Source organism: Pseudomonas laurylsulfativorans, assembly GCF_002906155.1.
Lineage (GTDB): Bacteria > Pseudomonadota > Gammaproteobacteria > Pseudomonadales > Pseudomonadaceae > Aquipseudomonas > Aquipseudomonas laurylsulfativorans.
This window is the reverse complement of sequence record NZ_MUJK01000009.1, coordinates 34,978-52,939: the sequence shown is the minus strand read 5'-3', so window position 1 is coordinate 52,939 and position 17,962 is coordinate 34,978. Positions and strand designations below refer to the sequence as shown.

Annotated in this window: 15 protein-coding genes, 1 tRNA gene and 1 pseudogene; 6 read left to right on the top strand and 11 right to left on the bottom strand. The window is 60.0% G+C overall.

Annotated features, from left to right (window positions below):
- The first annotated feature begins 14 nt into the window (after nucleotides 1-14).
- The gene (locus tag B0D71_RS23265) at nucleotides 15-1,625 is read left to right on the top strand and encodes an arylsulfatase (RefSeq protein ID WP_103396812.1); all 1,611 of its coding nucleotides are present in this window, start codon (nucleotides 15-17) and stop codon (nucleotides 1,623-1,625) included.
- A 130-nt stretch (nucleotides 1,626-1,755) separates the two neighbouring features.
- Here the strand turns inward: B0D71_RS23265 and B0D71_RS23260 are convergent, their stop codons facing one another.
- On the bottom strand, nucleotides 1,756-2,829 hold the full coding sequence (locus B0D71_RS23260) for a fatty acid desaturase (protein WP_103396811.1): 1,074 nt from the start codon (nucleotides 2,827-2,829) through the stop codon (nucleotides 1,756-1,758).
- A gap of 100 nt (nucleotides 2,830-2,929) precedes the next feature.
- Between B0D71_RS23260 and B0D71_RS23255 the strand changes: the two genes are divergently transcribed.
- The gene (locus B0D71_RS23255; RefSeq protein WP_103396810.1) at nucleotides 2,930-3,934 is read left to right on the top strand and encodes an AraC family transcriptional regulator; all 1,005 of its coding nucleotides are present in this window, start codon (nucleotides 2,930-2,932) and stop codon (nucleotides 3,932-3,934) included.
- A 75-nt stretch (nucleotides 3,935-4,009) separates the two neighbouring features.
- Here the strand turns inward: B0D71_RS23255 and B0D71_RS23250 are convergent, their stop codons facing one another.
- Nucleotides 4,010-4,696, bottom strand: a complete 687-nt coding sequence (locus B0D71_RS23250; protein ID WP_103396809.1) for a Crp/Fnr family transcriptional regulator — start codon at nucleotides 4,694-4,696, stop codon at nucleotides 4,010-4,012.
- 83 nt (nucleotides 4,697-4,779) lie between these two features.
- Between B0D71_RS23250 and B0D71_RS23245 the strand changes: the two genes are divergently transcribed.
- On the top strand, nucleotides 4,780-5,304 hold the full coding sequence (locus B0D71_RS23245; protein WP_103396808.1) for an Mpo1 family 2-hydroxy fatty acid dioxygenase: 525 nt from the start codon (nucleotides 4,780-4,782) through the stop codon (nucleotides 5,302-5,304).
- Between the two features lie 106 nt (nucleotides 5,305-5,410).
- On the opposite strand, the gene B0D71_RS23240 is transcribed toward B0D71_RS23245, so the two are convergent.
- From B0D71_RS23240 to dibA, 6 genes are all read right to left on the bottom strand, one after another.
- Nucleotides 5,411-6,400: a sulfate/molybdate ABC transporter ATP-binding protein gene (locus B0D71_RS23240; protein ID WP_103396807.1), complete on the bottom strand. Its 990-nt coding sequence runs from the start codon at nucleotides 6,398-6,400 to the stop codon at nucleotides 5,411-5,413.
- 3 nt (nucleotides 6,401-6,403) lie between these two features.
- Nucleotides 6,404-7,273 (bottom strand): sulfate ABC transporter permease subunit CysW, encoded by an 870-nt coding sequence (gene cysW, locus B0D71_RS23235; protein ID WP_007972954.1) that lies wholly within the window; start codon nucleotides 7,271-7,273, stop codon nucleotides 6,404-6,406.
- A gap of 13 nt (nucleotides 7,274-7,286) precedes the next feature.
- Complete coding sequence (gene cysT / locus B0D71_RS23230; protein WP_007972956.1) at nucleotides 7,287-8,105, bottom strand: sulfate ABC transporter permease subunit CysT; 819 nt, start codon at nucleotides 8,103-8,105, stop codon at nucleotides 7,287-7,289.
- Nucleotides 8,106-8,174: 69 nt separating this feature from the next.
- Entirely contained in the window at nucleotides 8,175-9,188 is a 1,014-nt protein-coding gene (locus B0D71_RS23225) for a sulfate ABC transporter substrate-binding protein (protein ID WP_103396806.1), read from the bottom strand.
- A 74-nt stretch (nucleotides 9,189-9,262) separates the two neighbouring features.
- Nucleotides 9,263-9,445, bottom strand: a complete 183-nt coding sequence (gene oscA, locus B0D71_RS23220) for a sulfur starvation response protein OscA (protein WP_056726967.1) — start codon at nucleotides 9,443-9,445, stop codon at nucleotides 9,263-9,265.
- Between the two features lie 197 nt (nucleotides 9,446-9,642).
- Nucleotides 9,643-11,562 (bottom strand): phosphodiesterase DibA, encoded by a 1,920-nt coding sequence (gene dibA, locus B0D71_RS23215; protein ID WP_103396805.1) that lies wholly within the window; start codon nucleotides 11,560-11,562, stop codon nucleotides 9,643-9,645.
- A 147-nt stretch (nucleotides 11,563-11,709) separates the two neighbouring features.
- On the opposite strand from dibA, the gene desA reads away from it, so the two are divergent.
- Nucleotides 11,710-12,891, top strand: a complete 1,182-nt coding sequence (gene desA / locus B0D71_RS23210; RefSeq protein WP_103396804.1) for a delta-9 fatty acid desaturase DesA — start codon at nucleotides 11,710-11,712, stop codon at nucleotides 12,889-12,891.
- Between the two features lie 101 nt (nucleotides 12,892-12,992).
- Nucleotides 12,993-13,187, top strand: a pseudogene (locus B0D71_RS23205) (GGDEF domain-containing protein); the annotation flags it as partial.
- Between the two features lie 45 nt (nucleotides 13,188-13,232).
- On the opposite strand, the gene B0D71_RS23200 reads toward B0D71_RS23205, so the two are convergent.
- The 3 genes from B0D71_RS23200 to gabD form a co-directional block, all read right to left on the bottom strand.
- Nucleotides 13,233-14,447 carry a response regulator gene (locus tag B0D71_RS23200; protein ID WP_103396803.1) on the bottom strand — a complete coding sequence of 405 codons (1,215 nt, stop codon included), beginning with the start codon at nucleotides 14,445-14,447 and terminating at the stop codon, nucleotides 13,233-13,235.
- Nucleotides 14,448-14,583: 136 nt separating this feature from the next.
- Nucleotides 14,584-15,861, bottom strand: coding sequence for a 4-aminobutyrate--2-oxoglutarate transaminase (gene gabT, locus B0D71_RS23195; protein WP_103396802.1), 1,278 nt, complete (start codon nucleotides 15,859-15,861; stop codon nucleotides 14,584-14,586).
- 185 nt (nucleotides 15,862-16,046) lie between these two features.
- Nucleotides 16,047-17,489 carry an NADP-dependent succinate-semialdehyde dehydrogenase gene (gene gabD, locus B0D71_RS23190; RefSeq protein WP_103396801.1) on the bottom strand — a complete coding sequence of 481 codons (1,443 nt, stop codon included), beginning with the start codon at nucleotides 17,487-17,489 and terminating at the stop codon, nucleotides 16,047-16,049.
- A gap of 352 nt (nucleotides 17,490-17,841) precedes the next feature.
- Between gabD and B0D71_RS23185 the strand changes: the two genes are divergently transcribed.
- A tRNA-Arg gene (locus B0D71_RS23185) sits at nucleotides 17,842-17,918 on the top strand.
- Nucleotides 17,919-17,962: the final 44 nt, after the last annotated feature.

Here is a 17,962-nt window from a genome sequence, read left to right as displayed (position 1 = left end):
AAAGGAAATCATTGATGCCGCAACGTCCAAACTTTCTTGTGATCCTGGCCGACGACCTGGGCTTTTCCGATCTCGGCGCCTTCGGTGGCGAAATCAACACGCCGAACCTCGATGCCCTGGCCAACAATGGTCTGCGCCTGACCGATTTTCACACTGCACCGACCTGCTCGCCGACCCGTTCGATGCTACTCACCGGCACCGACCATCACATCGCCGGCATCGGCACCATGGCTGAAGCATTGACCCCGGACCTGATCGGCAAACCGGGTTACGAAGGACACTTGAACGACCGCGTCGTCGCCCTGCCCGAACTGCTGCGCGAGGCGGGTTACCAGACCTTGATGAGCGGCAAATGGCACCTGGGCCTGACCGCAGAACTGGCGCCCCACGCCCGGGGTTTCGAGCGCTCGTTTTCGCTGTTGCCCGGCGCAGCCAACCATTACGGCTTCGAGCCGACCTACGATGAAACGACGCCACGGCTGCTGAAATCCACCCCGGCGCTGTATATCGAAGACGACCAGTTCATCGATGAACTGCCCAAGGATTTTTATTCTTCCGATGCCTTTGGCGACAAGCTGCTGCAATACCTCAAGGAGCGTGACCAGACCCGGCCGTTCTTCGCCTACCTGCCTTTTTCCGCACCGCACTGGCCGTTGCAGGCGCCGGCCGACGTGGTGGAAAAATACCGCGGGCGCTATGACGCCGGCCCTGAAGTACTGCGACTTGAGCGCCTGGAAAAGCTCAAGCAACTCGGGTTGATCGAAGCCGATGTCGAACCGCATCCGCTGATCCAGTTGACCGCACAATGGGATGCCTTGAGCGACGAGCAGCGGCAGATTTCCGCACGGGCCATGGAGGTTTATGCGGCGATGGTCGAGCGCATGGACTGGAACATCGGCCGCGTCGTCGACTACTTGCGCCAGCAAGGGCAACTGGACAACACCTTCATCCTGTTCATGTCCGATAACGGCGCCGAAGGGGCGTTGTTGGAGGCCTTTCCGAAATTCGGCCCGCAATTGCTGACCTATCTCAACCAGCATTACGACAACAGCCTGGACAACATCGGCCGCGCCAACTCCTACGTCTGGTACGGGCCGAACTGGGCGCAAGTGGCGACCGCGCCGTCGCGGCTGTTCAAGGCCTTCACCACCGAAGGCGGGATTCGCGTGCCGGCGCTGGTGCATTACCCGCAGCTGTCGCTCAAGGGGCAGATCAGCCACGGTTTCGGCACCGTGATGGACATCACGCCGACCATTCTGGATCTTGCCGGCGTGCGCCATCCGGGCAAGCAATGGCATGGCAAACCCGTTGCCGAAGTCCGCGGAAAATCGTGGCTGGGGTTCCTGTCAGGCGAGACGGCGCAGGTGCATGACGAGCACACCGTCACCGGGTGGGAATTGTTCGGACGGCGAGCGATCCGTCAGGGGCAGTGGAAAGCGGTATACATCCCTGGACCCGTGGGGCCGGCAACCTGGCAACTGTATGACCTGGGCAATGATCCTGGAGAAATTCACGACCTGGCGTCGAGCCAACCGCAGAAACTCAGTGCCTTGATCGAGCATTGGCAGAAGTATGTGGATGAGACCGGGGTGATCTTGAGTGAGTCGCCGTTTCAGCCGGACTGATTCAGCCTGAACCGCCGCCATCGCTGGCAAGCCAGCTCCTACAATGACCGATGTGATGCGACGATCGCATTCACACCGATAACCCCTGTAGGAGCTGGCTTGCCAGCGATGAGGCCTTAACAGACAACCCTCATGCCTGAGCCGTACGCACCTTCTCCCCGGCCACTTCGTCCTTGCGTTCAAACCGATTCGCCCGCGCAAACGTACCGAAATCATTGAACCGCACGCCCATTTCGCGCATCACCTTGTGCCCGACCGGCACGGTCAACTGACGGATGTAGAAGGGTTCCTTCACCACAAAATGATGGATCCCGTGACTACTGCCGAAGTTGAAGCAGAACGCCTGCAACGGCCACAACCACCACGCGTTCAGCACCTGAGTCTGCTGCATTACGTTGCCCGGCTCCACGTCACCGTAGTAGTGCATGTTCGAGCTGATGAAGTGCAGGCAGAACGTGCGCAACACGTTCGGGCCGATGATCACGACTGCCGCGATGTCGATCACCTGCATCACCGACAACGTCGTCGTCGACCACTCGATCGGTGTGCCCATCAGATGCGCAACGCCGTTCGCTGCGTGGAAACCGAGAAACACATACCACGCTCCCCAATGCATCAGCGCCAGCGGCGCGTAGACCTTCAACGTGCGCTGGATAATGCTGAACTTCATAGCCCAGGTCTTGGCCCGCAGCATGCGGATGAACGACGACATGATGTTGTCGCCGATCATCAGGAACCGCGCGAAACCCCAAGGCTCGCCGTTGGTGATGGCGCGTTCTTCCATGTCGGCTTCGGAGCCGGAGACCTTGTGGTGGTTGAGGTGCAGGTGGCGGCGAATCCACGGATTGATGGTGCTGGGTCGCGCCAGCCATACCAGGCCCATCATCAGGTTGTGCGGCACTTTCTGCTTGCGGAAGTACATGCTGTGGATCAGGTCGTGTTCCAGCTCATGGGTCAACGAGGCGAAAAACGCGTTGAGCAGCAGGCACGCCCACCAAGCCATGTGCCCGGTCATGTAGAGCGCCGCCGAGCCGACCATGCCTACGAGAGCAAAGGCCAGAATGCCCGCGCCCATGGCGTCCTGATGCTTGAGAATCGGGTAGCGCTCACGCAACTCGACGCCTTTGGCCAGTACCACTTCACGGATATGGGCTGATCGCTGTGATGCATTCAGTCGCTGGGGGCTTGCAGAAGTACCGCTCATGCTTCCATCCTCTGGTTATTGATGGTTGCATCCTGCCTTGCGGACCCTCGCAACGCGGTAGCCGAGAACGCCAACCTGTTGACTGGAAGCGCCAATCAGCATGACTGAACCGACCTCTCTCGCCAGCTGGACCCGCGCCCTGCGCAAGCAACTCGATGCCCTGGGCATCGACAGCACCGCCCTGTGCCAGCAAGCGGGGCTCGACCCACAACTGATGGACGACCCGAACGCGCGCTACCCGTTGTCGGGCACCACGCACCTGTGGAGTCTGGCGGTGCAGGCCAGCGGCGACCCGGCGATTGGCTTACGGGTTTCACGTTTCGTCAGCCCGACCACTTTCCATGCGCTGGGTTATGCGCTGGTGGCCAGCGGTAGCCTGCGCGAAGTGTTCGAACGCATCGTGCGCTATCACCAGGTGGTCAGCGATGCCCTGGAACTGGAACTGACCCGCACCGATGATCGCTACTGTTTCCGCCTGAAAATCCCCACCGGCAACCCGGCCCCGGCCTTCGAGGCCATCGATGCCTTCATGGCGATTTACGTGCGCACTTGCCGCAATCGCCTGGGTCGCGACTATGCGCCGCTGGCGACCTACCTGCGCCGCCCGGAGCCGGAAGACGCGCACCAATGGCATAAAGTCTTTCGCTCGCCCGTGCACTTCGGCACCGACGAAGACCGACTGGAATTCGCCCTCATCGACTTCGACAGCCATCTGGACGACGCCAACCCGGAACTGGCCGAGCACAATGAAACCGTGCTCAAGCGCACCCTGGCGCAACTCAAACCGCTGACGTGGGAGCGCAAGGTCCGCGACGCTATTGAAGAACAACTGCCCGAAGGCGAACCCAGCGCCGAACACATCGCCAAGGCCCTGCACCTGAGCCTGCGCAGCTTGCAACGGCACCTGGCCGATGAAGGCTGCCGGTTCGATACGCTGCTCAACGAAAGCCGTGAAAACCTCGCGCTACTGCACCTGCGGGACCCGCAGGTGTCGCTGAGCGAAATCAGTTACCTGCTCGGGTTTGCCGACACCAGCAGTTTCAGTCGCGCATTCAAGCGCTGGACGGGGATGACGCCGGGGCAGTTTCGGGATGGGTTGCGGTGATTGATCCGGAGGGTGAGTTGGCCGATCTGGCCCCATCGCGGGCAAGCTCACCCCACAATGGGCCTGCGTGAACTGTTAAATCGCGGTCAATGCCCGCAACCGCTCGGCATCGAGGATTTCAATTTCGCCGTAACTCAACCCGATGATCCCCTGCCCCTGCAACTCCTTGAGGATCTGGTTGGTGGTCTGGCGCGACAACGACAACATGGCGGCAAGCTGCTCCTGGGGCAGTTGCAGGACGCGGCGGGGTTCGTCGAGTTCCCCATAGCCTTCGGCGATCATCAACAAGCGGTGCGCCAGCCGTGCCGGGGCCGGCAACAGGCTCAGTTGCTCAAGATTGATGAAGGTCATGCGCAGTTTCTGGCTCATTAGCAACGCCAGTTGCCGCCAGTGCTGCGGATGCTCGTCGAGCAGCGCCAGCAAGGTGTTCTGGGGAATGTGCAGCAGCGCGCACTGGCCCACGCCATAGGCATCGTGGGTGCGCGGCTGACCGTCGAACAGGCAGATTTCACCGAACCAATGCGGCGGCTCCACCAGGCTCAGCAACGCTTCCTTGCCCTGCTCGCTCACGGCACCCACGCGCACTGCGCCTTCAAGTACCGCGTACAGGCCACAGGGCGGATCGCCGCGCTTGAACAGCCGTTGGCCCGGCGACAAGCGCCGCACCCTGGCCACTGACAGCAGACTATCCTGTAGGGAAACAGGCAAATGGCTGAACCACTGTCCGCTCATCAAGCGCGGACGCCAGACCTGTATATCCATGAAAACTCCTAGAGATTGTCGCCTGGCTGACAGAGCGAGAAGTGGCCCCGGGGCATGATCAACGACCCCACAGGAGAACAACAATGAAAAGCCTCGTCGACCACCTCAGTCAATACGCCGCCTACCACCGTGACCCGCGCAACATCGCATCGCACTTTATCGGCATTCCGCTAATCGTTGTGGCCGTCGCGGTGTTGTTGTCCCGCCCGGAGTGGGCGCTGGGTGGTGCCTGGGTATCGCCGGCGGTGCTGGTTTCACTGGCCTCGGCGTGGTTTTACCTGCGCCTGGAGTTGCGTCTGGGCGTGCTGATGACCGTGTTGCTAGGGCTGAGTGTCTGGGCCGGTCATGCGCTGGCGCAACAAAGCACGCTGGTCTGGCTGAGCAGCGGCGTGGCGATGTTCGTGATCGGTTGGGCGATCCAGTTTGTCGGCCATTATTACGAGGGGCGCAAACCGGCATTTGTCGATGACGTGACCGGGTTGATTGTCGGGCCGCTGTTTGTAGTGGCTGAGTTGGCGTTCATGCTGGGGATGCGGCACGACCTGAAAGAGCAGATCGAGGCGCGGGCGGGAGGGGTGCGGGTCAATCGCAAAAACGCGGCAGCCTGAACGGATCTGTAGGAGCCGGCTTGCCGGCGATAGCGGTGCATATGACACACCGCGTTATCGTTGATCGCTGGCAAGCCAGCTCCTACAGGGTTTCCCTCGGCTAGCGTCAAATGTTGGCGAGTTTCTGCCAAACCTTCGGCTTGAAGAACAGCGTCTCACCTTTCGCCAACCCGATCAGACTGTCGTGATCCTTGACCACTTCGGCTTCGATCAGATCGCTCTGCCCTTCGACCTTCAACGTCACCCGTGTTGTCGCGCCCAGCGGACGAATATCGCGCACTTCAGCCGCGTGGTGATCTTCCAGCTCATGGCGCGACAGCGACACTTCGTGCGGGCGGAACAGCACGTGGTTGTCTTCGCCCAGGTGCAGACGGTTTGAATCACCGAGGAAGTGATAGACGAAATCGCTGGCCGGGTTTTCGTAAACGTCGCCCGGTGAGCCGATCTGCTCGATCACACCCTTGTTCATCACCACGATACGGTCGGCGACTTCCATCGCCTCTTCCTGGTCGTGGGTCACGAATACCGAGGTCAGGTTGATGTCTTCGTGCAACCGCGCGAGCCAGCGACGCAGCTCCTTGCGAACCTTGGCGTCGAGGGCGCCGAAGGGTTCGTCGAGCAGCAGCACTTTCGGCTCCACCGCCAGCGCCCGGGCCAACGCAATGCGCTGGCGCTGGCCGCCGGAGAGTTGTTCCGGGTAGCGGTCCGACAGCCAGTCCAGTTGCACCATGTTCAGCAGTTCGTGAACCTTGGTTGCGATTTGGCTTTCGCTCGGGCGCTGGTTTTTCGGCTTCATGCGCAGGCCGAACGCGACGTTGTCGAACACCGTCATGTGGCGGAACAAGGCGTAGTGCTGGAACACGAAACCGACGTTGCGATCCCGCACGTCATGGCCGGAAACGTCTTCACCGTGAAACACGATGTTGCCCTTATCCGGGGTTTCCAGGCCGGCGATGATCCGCAGCAGCGTGGTCTTGCCGCAGCCCGACGGACCGAGCAACGCGACAAGTTCGCCGCTGTGGATGTCCAGGCTGATGTTGTCCAGCGCCTTGAACGCGTTGAAATTCTTGCTGACGTTACGCACTTCGATCGACATGAATTATTCCTCCGCGGCGCTGGCGCGCAGGCGGTTAATACGGTTTTCGCTCCACTGCTTGAGCAGCAGGATGAAGAGCGCCAGGATCAGCAAAAGGCTCGCCACGGCGAACGCGGCCACGTGGTTGTATTCGTTGTAGAGGATCTCGACGTGCAGCGGCAGGGTGTTGGTCACCCCGCGAATGTGCCCGGAAACCACCGATACCGCACCGAATTCCCCCATGGCCCGCGCGGTGCACAGCACCACGCCGTAGATCAGGCCCCATTTGATGTTAGGGACGGTGACGTGCCAGAACATCTGCCAGCCGTTGGCCCCGAGCAGACGTGCAGCTTCCTCTTCCTGAGTGCCTTGCTCCTGCATCAGCGGGATCAGTTCACGAGCCACGAACGGCACCGTGACGAAAATCGTCGCCAGCACGATGCCCGGCAGGGCGAATACGATCTGGATGTCGTGATCCTGCAACCACGGGCCAAACAGGCCCTGGGCGCCGAACATCAATACATACACCAGACCCGCGATCACCGGCGATACCGAGAACGGCAGGTCGATCAGCGTCACCAGCATGCTCTTGCCGCGGAACGAGTATTTGCTCACGCACCAGGCGGCGCTGACACCGAACACCAGGTTCAGCGGCACCGAAATCAGCACGGCAATGACCGTGAGTTTCAGTGCCGACAGCGCGTCCGGCTCAAAGATCGCGGTGAAAAACGCACCGAGACCGAGCTTAAGCCCCTGGGACACCACGATGAACAGCGGCAGCAGCAGGAACAGGGCAAAAATCAGCCAGCCAAGGCCGATCAGGATTCGCCGCGAAGTCGCGCTGCCACGACGGGCAGCGTTCGAGGAAGCGGCAGCAATAGACGATTGGGACATGGGTGCCGCCTCCTTATGGGGTTTCGATGCGCCGCTGCAACAAGTTGATCAGCAGCAACAGGACGAAGGAAACCACCAGCATCAGTACACCAATGGAGGTAGCGCCGGTGTAATCGTATTGGTCGAGTTTGACCATGATCAGCAGCGGCAAGATTTCGGTTTTCATCGGCATGTTGCCGGCGATAAAAATCACCGAACCGTACTCGCCGACCCCGCGGGCAAAGGCCAAAGCGAAACCGGTAAGCCATGCCGGCAGCAGTGCCGGCAGCAGGATATGGCGGAAAACCTGCAATGGTTTTGCCCCCAGGCACGCCGCCGCTTCTTCGACTTCACGAGGAATATCGGCCAATACTGGCTGTACGGTACGTACTACGAATGGAAGTGTCACAAAAGTGAGGGCAAGGGTGATGCCCAGGGGGGTGTAGGCGATCTTGAAACCCAGATCCGCTGCAAACTGACCGACCAGGCCGGTAGGCGTGTACAACGCGGTCAGCGCAATACCGGCCACCGCCGTGGGCAATGCGAACGGCAAGTCGATCATTGCATCGATCACTTTTCGTCCAGGGAAGGTATAGCGCACCAATACCCAGGCCAGCAGCGTGCCGATGATGCCGTTGATGATCGCAGCACAAAGCGCCGTGCCGAAGCTGAGCTTCAGCGCGGCCAGCACCCGTGGCGCCGAGATGATTGCCCAGAACTGATCCCAGGTGAGTTGAGCGGCATGCACGAACATCGCCGCCAGTGGTATGAGCACAATCAGGCTGAGGTACACCAAGGTGTAGCCCAGCGTCAGCCCGAAGCCGGGTATGACGGGGGAGATACGACGCGACATAAAAGTCCTTGGTTGAGAACGCAATAAGCCCCGGAGGCGAATCCAGGGCTCGTTGATGGCTATTTAAGATTACTGCGCCTGGTAGATCTGGTCGAACACCCCGCCGTCATTGAAGAACTTCGGTTGCGCGGTTTTCCAGCCGCCGAAGTCCTTGTCGATGCTCACCAGCTCCAGTTTCGGGAACTGCTGGGCGTACTTGGCGGCCACGTCCTTGTCACGTGGACGATAGAAGTTCTTCGCCGCGATTTCCTGGCCAGCCGGGCTGTACAGGTGCTTGAGGTAGGCTTCGGCGATCTGCTCGTTGCCCTTTTTCTCGGCGTTTTTGTCGACCACTGCCACTGGCGGTTCAGCGAGGATCGACAGCGAAGGCACGACGATCTCGAACTTGTCGGCACCGCCTTCTTCTTTCAGCGCCAGGAAGGCTTCGTTTTCCCAGGCCAGCAATACGTCGCCCTGACCGTTGTTGACGAAGGTAATGGTCGAGCCGCGAGCGCCGGTGTCCAGCACTGGCACGTGCTTGAACAGGGTTTGCACATATTCCTTGGCCTTGGCTTCGTCACCGCCATTGGCTTTGAGGCCATAGGCCCAGGCTGCGAGGAAGTTCCAGCGGGCGCCGCCGGAGGTTTTCGGGTTCGGCGTGATCACCGAGACGTCATTCTTGACCAGGTCGCCCCAGTCCTTGATGCCTTTAGGGTTGCCCTTGCGCACCAGGAACACGATGGTCGAGGTGTATGGCGTGCTCGCTTCCGGCAGGCGCTTCTGCCAGTCGGCTGGCAGGGTCTTGCCAAGCTTGGCGATTTCGTCGATATCACCGGCCAGGGCCAGGGTCACGACGTCGGCACGCAGGCCATCGATCACTGCCCGGCCTTGCTTGCCCGAGCCGCCGTGGGATTGCTGGACTTTCACGGTGTCGCCGGCATGATCCTTCTGCCAGAACTTGATGAATTCGGCGTTGTAGTCCTGGTACAGCTCGCGGGTTGGGTCGTACGACACGTTGAGCAACTCGTAGTCCTTGGCAACTGCGGAACCGGCAAAAAGGGCGCTGGCCAGGGCGGCCAAAGCGAAGTGGCGAATCGACGACATGATGAAAGCTCCTGGAATTCTTGGTGTGTTGGCTTTTTCTTATGGATAACGGGAACCGCGATGCCTGTTTCGCCTCAGCCCGACTTATTGCCTGGCTGCTGCAAACGGAATTTTTCTTTGCGTTCGATCTGCACCACCTGGGCGTTGTGCACGGTGATTTCCACGGCACCAAAGCGCAGGTCGCGCAGGGCACTCTGGATTTCACGCAGGATGGTGGCTTCGTCTTGACCGTCGACGCTACGCAGGGATGCGCTCATATTGCTGCTCCTTCACTGAGAGGTTGCCTCGCAGTGTCGGCACTGCTTGCGGCGTGAGAGCAATACTAGAGGCGCGTTGATATTCTTAAAAAGACTATTTAAGAATGTTTATATAACCAGAAGAGATTACTTGAAGAGACAAGGGCTTGAGGGCAATCGCCCGCTTTCAAGCCCCAAAAAATTCCTGCGGGGTTAAATCAGGCGATAACCGGGGCATGAGCCCAATCCAGTTGCGCCGCCGGCACCGGCCGCCCGAACCAATACCCCTGCCCCAGATCACATCCCTGTTCGAGCAGAAATGCCGCCTGCTCAACCTGTTCGATCCCCTCGGCATGGACCTGCATGCCCATGCTTTGGGCCAGTGCAATGATCACCCGCGAGATCGCCGCATCATCCTCATCCCACGGCAGTCCAGCGACGAAGCCCTGGTCGATTTTCAACTTCTGCACCGGCAGACGCTTGAGCCGCAGCAGCGATGAGTAACCTGTACCGAAGTCGTCTATGGCCAGACGCACCCCCAACTCGCGTAGACGATGCATCTGTTCCAGCGCGACTTCCGGGTCCTCCATCACCGCACTTTCGGTAACCTCCAGTTCCAGATAAGCCGGCTCCAGCCCGGTTTCGCGCAGCACCTGCGCCACCTGCTGATACAGCTCACGACGGGCGAACAGGCGCGAAGAAACGTTGACCGCGACGAACGACAGCACCACCCCGTCCTGCTGCCAGTGGCACATCTGCTGGCACGCCTGCGCCATCACCCAGGCATCGATTTCGGCGATCAGGCCGGTTCGTTCGGCGACTGGAATGAACTCCGCCGGCGACACCAGCCCCCGCTGTGGATGCTGCCAGCGCACCAGCGCCTCGACGCCAATCAGGCGACCGCTCTTGAGGTCGTGAACCGGCTGGTAATGAACCCGCAGCTCTTGCTGGTCCAGGGCGCGGCGCAATTCGAAGGCGATCTCGACCCGTTGCTGGGCGTGGGCCGTCAGCTCTTCGGTGTACAAGGCATAATCATTGCGCCCCGAGCTCTTGGCCTTGAACAGCGCCGTGTCGGCGTTACGCAGCAGCTGCTCGACGCTCAGGGCATCACTGGGGAACAGGCTGATACCGATGCTGGTGTTGATGAACAGCTGGTGCCCATCAATGGGGAACGACTCTTTAAGGCCATCGATAATCCGCTGGGCCAACGCAGCGGCCTGAATCAGTTGCGGACAGCTTTCGGCGAGTACGGCGAACTCATCCCCACCCAGCCGCGCCAGGGTGATGCCCGGGCCGAACATGGCAGCCAGACGCCCGGCCACGGCCTTGAGCAACTGATCGCCGATGGTGTGCCCAAGGCTGTCGTTGATCATCTTGAAGTGATCGAGATCGATCATCAGCAGCGCGCAACCACGCTTGTGGACCTGTGCCGAGGCCAGGGCCTGTTCGGCGCGGTCGGTGAACAGCAGGCGGTTTGGCAGGTCCGTCAGCGGGTCGTGGTGCGCCAGGTGCATCAACTCGCGCTCAGAGCTCTTGATTGCACTGATATCGGAAAACACCGCCACGAACTGACTCGGCTGGCCGCTGTCATCACGGATCAGGCGGATCGTCTGCCATTGCGGGTAAATTTCACCGCTTTTACGCCGGTTCCAGATTTCCCCGCTCCACTCCCCGGTGCTTGCAAGCGCGGCGAACATCGCTTGATAGAATTGCGCTGGATGGTGTCCCGACTTGAACATATTGGGCCGCTGCCCCAGCACGTCCTCACAGCCATAACCGGTGATTTCCATAAAGGCCCGGTTCACATGGACGATCACGCCTTCCCGATTGGTGACCAGCACGCCTTCGCGAGTGCAGTCGAACACTGCCGCTGCCTGGCGCAGACGCTCGCGGTTGGTATTGCGCTCGCGCAAAGTGGCGCCGATGCCCAAGCACCGCAGCAACCGCGCCCGGGCAATGAAGATCAACCCGGCGCTAAACAGAACCCAAACGTAACCGTTGATCAGTTGCCATCGCAGTCGCTCGGCAGAGCTATCGAAGAAACTGTTCAATAAATAGCCACTGATCTGAAGCCAAATCACAGAAAGCAACAGATAGAGCAGCGCTGCACGCAAGGCATCGCGATAGGTGGCAGACATCCGGCAATCCATGTCCTTACAAAAAGGTTGGAATTATAGTCTAAAGACACACCCAGCCACTCTTATCTGAAAGGGCGACTGGTTTTCTGTGTGGGCTTAGTGATAATGCAACGGCTGCTTTTTTCTTTATCGAGGGCCCTATAGCCTATGTGGTACGAAGGTTTTCTTGGCTTGTCGCCCTGGTCTCTGGTGGCAGTTACCCTGCTGATGACTCATGTCACGATCATCGCCGTCACGGTCTATCTGCATCGTTACTCGGCCCATCGCTCTCTGGAGCTGAATGGGGGCCTCAAGCATTTCTTCCGATTCTGGCTGTGGCTGACCACGGCACAGAACACCCGCGAGTGGACCGCTATCCACCGCAAGCATCACGCCAAATGCGAAACCGTCGATGACCCGCACAGTCCGGTCGTCAAGGGTTTGTCCACGGTGCTGCGCAAAGGCGCCGAACTGTACCGCGCCGAAGCGGAAAACCCCGAGACGCTGCGCATCTACGGCAAGAACTGCCCCGAAGACTGGATCGAACGCAACCTCTACAGCCGCTTCCCGCTGCTGGGCGTGGCGATCATGGGCGTCATCGACCTGCTGCTGTTCGGCACCATCGGTATCACCATCTGGGCGATCCAGATGATGTGGATTCCGGTCTGGGCCGCCGGCGTGGTCAATGGCCTGGGCCATGCCATTGGCTACCGCAACTTCGAATGCCGCGATGCGGCGACCAACCTGGTGCCGTGGGGCATCCTGATTGGTGGCGAAGAACTGCATAACAACCATCACACCTACCCTAACTCGGCAAAACTGTCGGTGAAGAAGTGGGAATTCGACCTGGGCTGGGCGTGGATTCAAGTCTTCAGCTTCCTGCGCCTGGCCAAGGTTCAACGGGTTGCGCCGATTGCCCACCGTGTCGAAGGCAAGGGCAACCTGGACATGGACACCGCCATGGCGATCCTCAACAACCGTTTCCAGATCATGGCCCAGTACCGCAAACTGGTGATCGGCCCGCTGGTCAAGCAAGAGCTGGAAAAGGTCGATCATTCGGTGCGTCACCAGTTCCACCGGGCCAAACGCCTGCTTTCGCGGGAGACCAGCCTGCTGGATGACAAACACCACGTGCGCATCCAGAACATGCTCGAGCACAGCCAGGCGCTGAAGGTAATTTACGAGAAACGCCTGGCCCTGCAGCAGATCTGGGTCAAGACCAGCTCAAATGGTCACGACATGCTGGCGGCCATCAAGGACTGGGTACACGAAGCCGAAGCCAGCGGGATTCAATCCCTGCGCGACTTCGCCGATCAGTTGAAAACCTACTCTCTGCGTCCTGCTGCCTGACCTGTAGGAGCCGGCTTGTCGGCGATAGCGCCCTGAAAAACGCCATCGCCGGCAAGCCGGACTCCTACCGGCCCGCGTTATCCCGAACTGACCGTACCGTCCGGCAACAGGGCGAGCCGCTGTCGTTTCTGATGCTGGACATCGATGACTTCAAAACGATCAACGATACCTACGGTCACCAGGCAGGCGACAACGTGTTGCAACGCATTGCCGAAAGCGGCCGTGCAGCGTTGCGCCGGGGCGACTTGTTCGGGCGCATTGGCGGTGAGGAGTTCGCAGCGGTATTTCCCGGCTGTACGCGGCGATCCGACAAGCCAGCTCCTACAGGTCATGGGTCAGGACTATTTTTTGCGCAGGCGCATCAACTCCGGCAAGCCAATCTTGAGCAACCGCGCCGTCCGGCTCTTCGCCAGCGCCTCGATGCCCTCATGCTCGGTCAGGCGCGCCATTTGCGCCGCCATGTTCATCACCAACGCTTCGCGGGAGTAAACCCCGCCACCGAGCTGGTAGGCCGCCGCAATCAGCTCCCGCAACTCCAGTGGCAGACGCCAGCGCGTGCGCAGGGCAGAACCATAGGCCGCGCCATATTCAACCAGCGCTTCACCCACTTCCTCCAGCTCGTCGAGTTCGCCGCCAGCCTGTTTCCACTCCTGCAAACAGCGCAGCAACGCCAAATCGCCGAGACGATGCAACATGCCGGCGCAATAGCAGCGCTCCTGATCCAGATCGAGCAAACGCGCCAGGGTTCGGGCGTATTCGGCGGTGTGCAGTGACAGGCCCCAATAACGCTCGGCATAGTCGGCCAATTGCGGATCGCTGAGCCGGGCGCTGCGTTTGAGCGCCAGCCCGAGAATCAGGTTCATGCTCTGCCCGGTGCCCAGGCAATGCAGCGCCTGGGACAGGGTTTGCACCGCGACGCCGCGGTGCTGGGCCGCACTGTTGGCGGCGGCGATCAGCACCGCAGTGATCTGCGGATCGGTGCGAATTTCGTCTTCCAGCACCGTCAGGTCGAGACCGTTGGGATTGAGGCTGCGTTTGACCGCCACCTGCACGTCGGTCATCAGCGGCGCGCCGTCGGCCAATTCACGTCGACGCTCCAGATACACCGACAACGTCATGCCCGGCGCCAGCGACGGCACTTCGCACGAGACTTCTTCACCGGCGTTCAGCAGCAACCCCTGCAACCGATGAGTCAGGCTGTCCATGTTCAGGGGCTTGGTCAGGTACGCGGCCGGTGCCAGCGGCAAGGCCTCGCGCACGCTGGCACTGTCGTTGCGACTGCTCATCAGAATGAACGGCAAGGGTGGATTGCGTTTGCGCCGGCGGACGCTGCGCAGGACATTCAGGCCATCGACGCCCGGCAACTCCCAGTCGGCGATCACCAGGTCATAGGGGTTGGCAGCCAATAACTCCAGCGCTTGCTGGCCATCGGCGCACAAATCCAGCCGCGCATCGCAGCGTACGTTCAACAACACTTCCTTTAGCAGATCCCGAGACCATGGGTCGGCCTCGGCAATCAGTACTCTCGGAACCGCGGGTAAAATGACAGTTGTCATACAGCTCTCCCTGGCAATGCGGAAACCTTAGCCAATGCTGGCCATTCGATACAGCGTTAATGCGCAGGATGTGTTTCAAGGGGCATGAAAAAACCCGCCGAAGCGGGTTTTTTGTGGATCAGGTCACACTCGGTGATCAGAGCTCGGAGAAGCACTCTTCGATGATCGCCAGGCCTTTGTCCAGTTGCTCGTCCGGCGAGGTCAGCGGTACCAGGACGCGCAGAACGTTGCCGTAGGTGCCGCAGGACAACAGGATCAGACCCTTGTCGCGAGCCTTGGCCACAACGGACGCCACGGCTGCAGCGTTCGGCTTGTGGCTGTCGCCGTTTTCGAACAGCTCGACAGCGATCATCGCGCCCAGGGCACGGACTTCACCGATCACCGGGTACTTGGCCTGGATGGCCTTCAGGCCGGTTACCAGACGCTCGCCAACAGCCTTGCAACGATCCAGCAAGTTTTCTTCTTCGAACACTTCCATCACGGCCAGGGCCGCGGCGCAAGCGATCGGGCTACCCGCGTAGGTGCCGCCCAGGCCACCTGGAGCGATGGCGTCCATGTATTCGGCCTTGCCGCACACACCGGCCAGCGGGAAGCCGCCAGCGATGGATTTGGCGAAGGTGGTCAGGTCGGCAGCAACGCCCATCTGTTCCATGGCGAAGAAGGTACCGGTACGACCAGCGCCAGTCTGTACTTCATCAGCGATCAGCAGGATGCCGTGCTGGTCGCACAGGGCACGCAGACGCTTCATGAATGCTTGCGGAGCGACGTAGAAACCACCTTCGCCCTGAACCGGCTCGATGATGATCGCAGCGATGTCTTTCGGCTCGGCATCGTTCTTGAAGATCCGCTCGATGGAAGCGATCGAATCGTCGATGCTCACACCGTGCAATTCGTTCGGGTACAGCGCGCGGAAGATGCCGCCTGGCATCAGGCCCATGCCGGCCGAGTAAGGCACGACTTTACCGGTCAGGCCCAGGGTCATCATGGTGCGACCGTGGTAAGCGCCGGTGAACGCGATCACGCCGGCACGGCCAGTGGCGGCGCGGGCGATCTTGATCGAGTTTTCCACGGCTTCGGAACCAGTGGTCACCAGCAGGGTTTTCTTGGCGAAATCACCTGGCACCTTGGCGTTGATTTTTTCGCACACTTCCACGTACGGCTCGTAGGCCAGAACCTGGAAGCAGGTGTGGGTCAGCTTGTTCAGTTGCTCGGTCACGGCCGCGATGATTTTCGGGTGCACGTGGCCGGTGTTCAGCACAGCGATACCGCCGGCGAAGTCGATGAACTCGCGACCTTCAACGTCAGTCACGGTAGCGTTCTTCGCGGACTCGGCGAAGATCGGGTGAATCTGGCCAACACCACGTGGAACTGCATTGGTACGGCGGGCCATCAAATCAGCGTTAGTCTTGCTCATTACATTCCTCATTCGCCGCTCATCGGTCGGCGTGGTTCAAGGATAAAGCGACGGGGATCAACGGCGGCAGCATGCGATGATCGACTGCCACAGCGTTCCCGGTCACCGAGAATATTCCGGTTTGAAGCGGCGCAAAGGGACAGCGCTCTCGTGCCCTTTGCGCTTGAAGCAATGCTCTCCCCGGCTTAGATGCCCAGGCAGAGGTATTTGATTTCCAGGTAATCTTCGATGCCGTACTTGGAGCCTTCACGGCCCAGGCCCGAAGCCTTGATGCCGCCGAACGGCGCGACTTCGTTGGAGATCAGACCGGTGTTGACGCCGACCATGCCGTATTCCAGGGCTTCAGCCACACGGAACACACGACCCAGGTCGCGGGCATAGAAGTACGAGGCCAGGCCGAACTCGGTGTCGTTGGACATCGCGATCACGTCGGCTTCGTCTTTGAAGCGGAACAGTGGAGCCAGTGGGCCGAAGGTTTCTTCCTTGGCCACGGCAGCGTTGTTCGGCACGTTGGTCAGGATGGTCGGTTCGAAGAAGTTACCTTCCATCGACTTGCCGCCGGACAGCACGGTGGCGCCTTTGGAAACGGCGTCGGCAATGTGCTCTTGCACCTTGGCCACGGCTTTTTCGTCGATCAGCGGGCCAGTGGTGGTGCCGTCTTCCAGACCGTTACCGATCTTGAGCTTGGCCACAGCCACTTTCAGCTTCTCGGCGAACGCGTCGTAGACCGAATCCTGAATGTACAGGCGGTTGGCGCAGACGCAGGTCTGGCCGTTGTTGCGGTATTTGGAAATGATCGCGCCTTCGACGGCCTTATCCAGGTCCGCGTCGTCGAACACGATGAACGGCGCGTTGCCGCCCAGTTCCAGGGACACTTTCTTGATGTCCTTGGCGCATTCCGACATCAGTTGACGACCGATTTCGGTCGAACCGGTGAAGGACAGCTTGCGTACGATCGGGTTGCTGGTCAGCTCGCTGCCGATGTCGCCGGCGCTGCCCGAAACCACGCTGAACACGCCAGCCGGGATGCCGGCACGCTGGGCCAGTTCAGCCAAGGCGAAAGCGGAAAACGGAGTTTGCGAAGCAGGCTTGAGGACCATGGTGCAACCGGCGGCCAGGGCCGGGCCGGCTTTACGGGTAATCATGGCAGCCGGGAAGTTCCACGGGGTGATAGCAGCGGTCACGCCGATTGGCTGCTTGATCACGATCAGGCGCTTGTCTGGCTGGTGGCCCGGAATCACGTCACCGTAGATGCGCTTGGCTTCTTCGGCGAACCATTCGATGAAGGAAGCGGCGTAAACGATTTCGCCCTTGGCTTCGGCCAGTGGCTTGCCTTGTTCCATGGTCATCAGGCGAGCCAGGTCGTCCTGGTTCTCGATGATCAGCTCGTACCAGCGACGCAGTTTGCCTGCGCGCTCTTTGGCGGTCAGTGCACGCCAGGCCGGCAGCGCTTTGTCAGCAGCTTCGATCGCACGGCGGGTTTCGGCAGCGCCCATTTTCGGCACGGTGCCCAGAATTTCGCCCGTTGCCGGGTTGTTGACCTTGATCGTCTGACCATTGTCCGCATCAACCCACGCGCCATCGATGAAGGCTTGCTGGCGGAACAACTGGGTGTCTTTAAGCTGCATGTCGGCTTTCCTTAACAGCACCGCATTAAAGATGCGGAGCGAATTATGATTGTAGAAAGGCGCCTCGATAGGCTGCCGTCAGGGAAATCATTCACCGGGCTGAAGCACATAAATAGCGCACTGATTCAAATCGTGCGGTTCAGCACCCAGACAAGAGCGTTTGAAATCTCAAACGAATCCTAGGATCAAAGGGGGTAAAGGACAATAGCCTGTTCGAAAAAAAGAACGAAAACGACGCTTTTGCCCATATTTTCTGATCAACGTAGCAAACGTCCGTTACGCTTGTAATAAACGCAGGCGAATCAGCAGCATGGACGCCCGCAGTGCATATGAGTATCATGGCGCCCGCATTGCACCAGTAGCTCAGCTGGATAGAGTACTGCCCTCCGAAGGCAGGGGTCGTGGGTTCGAATCCCGCCTGGTGCACCATACCGCTGTAACGAGAAAGCCTCAGGCCTTATGGGTCTGGGGCT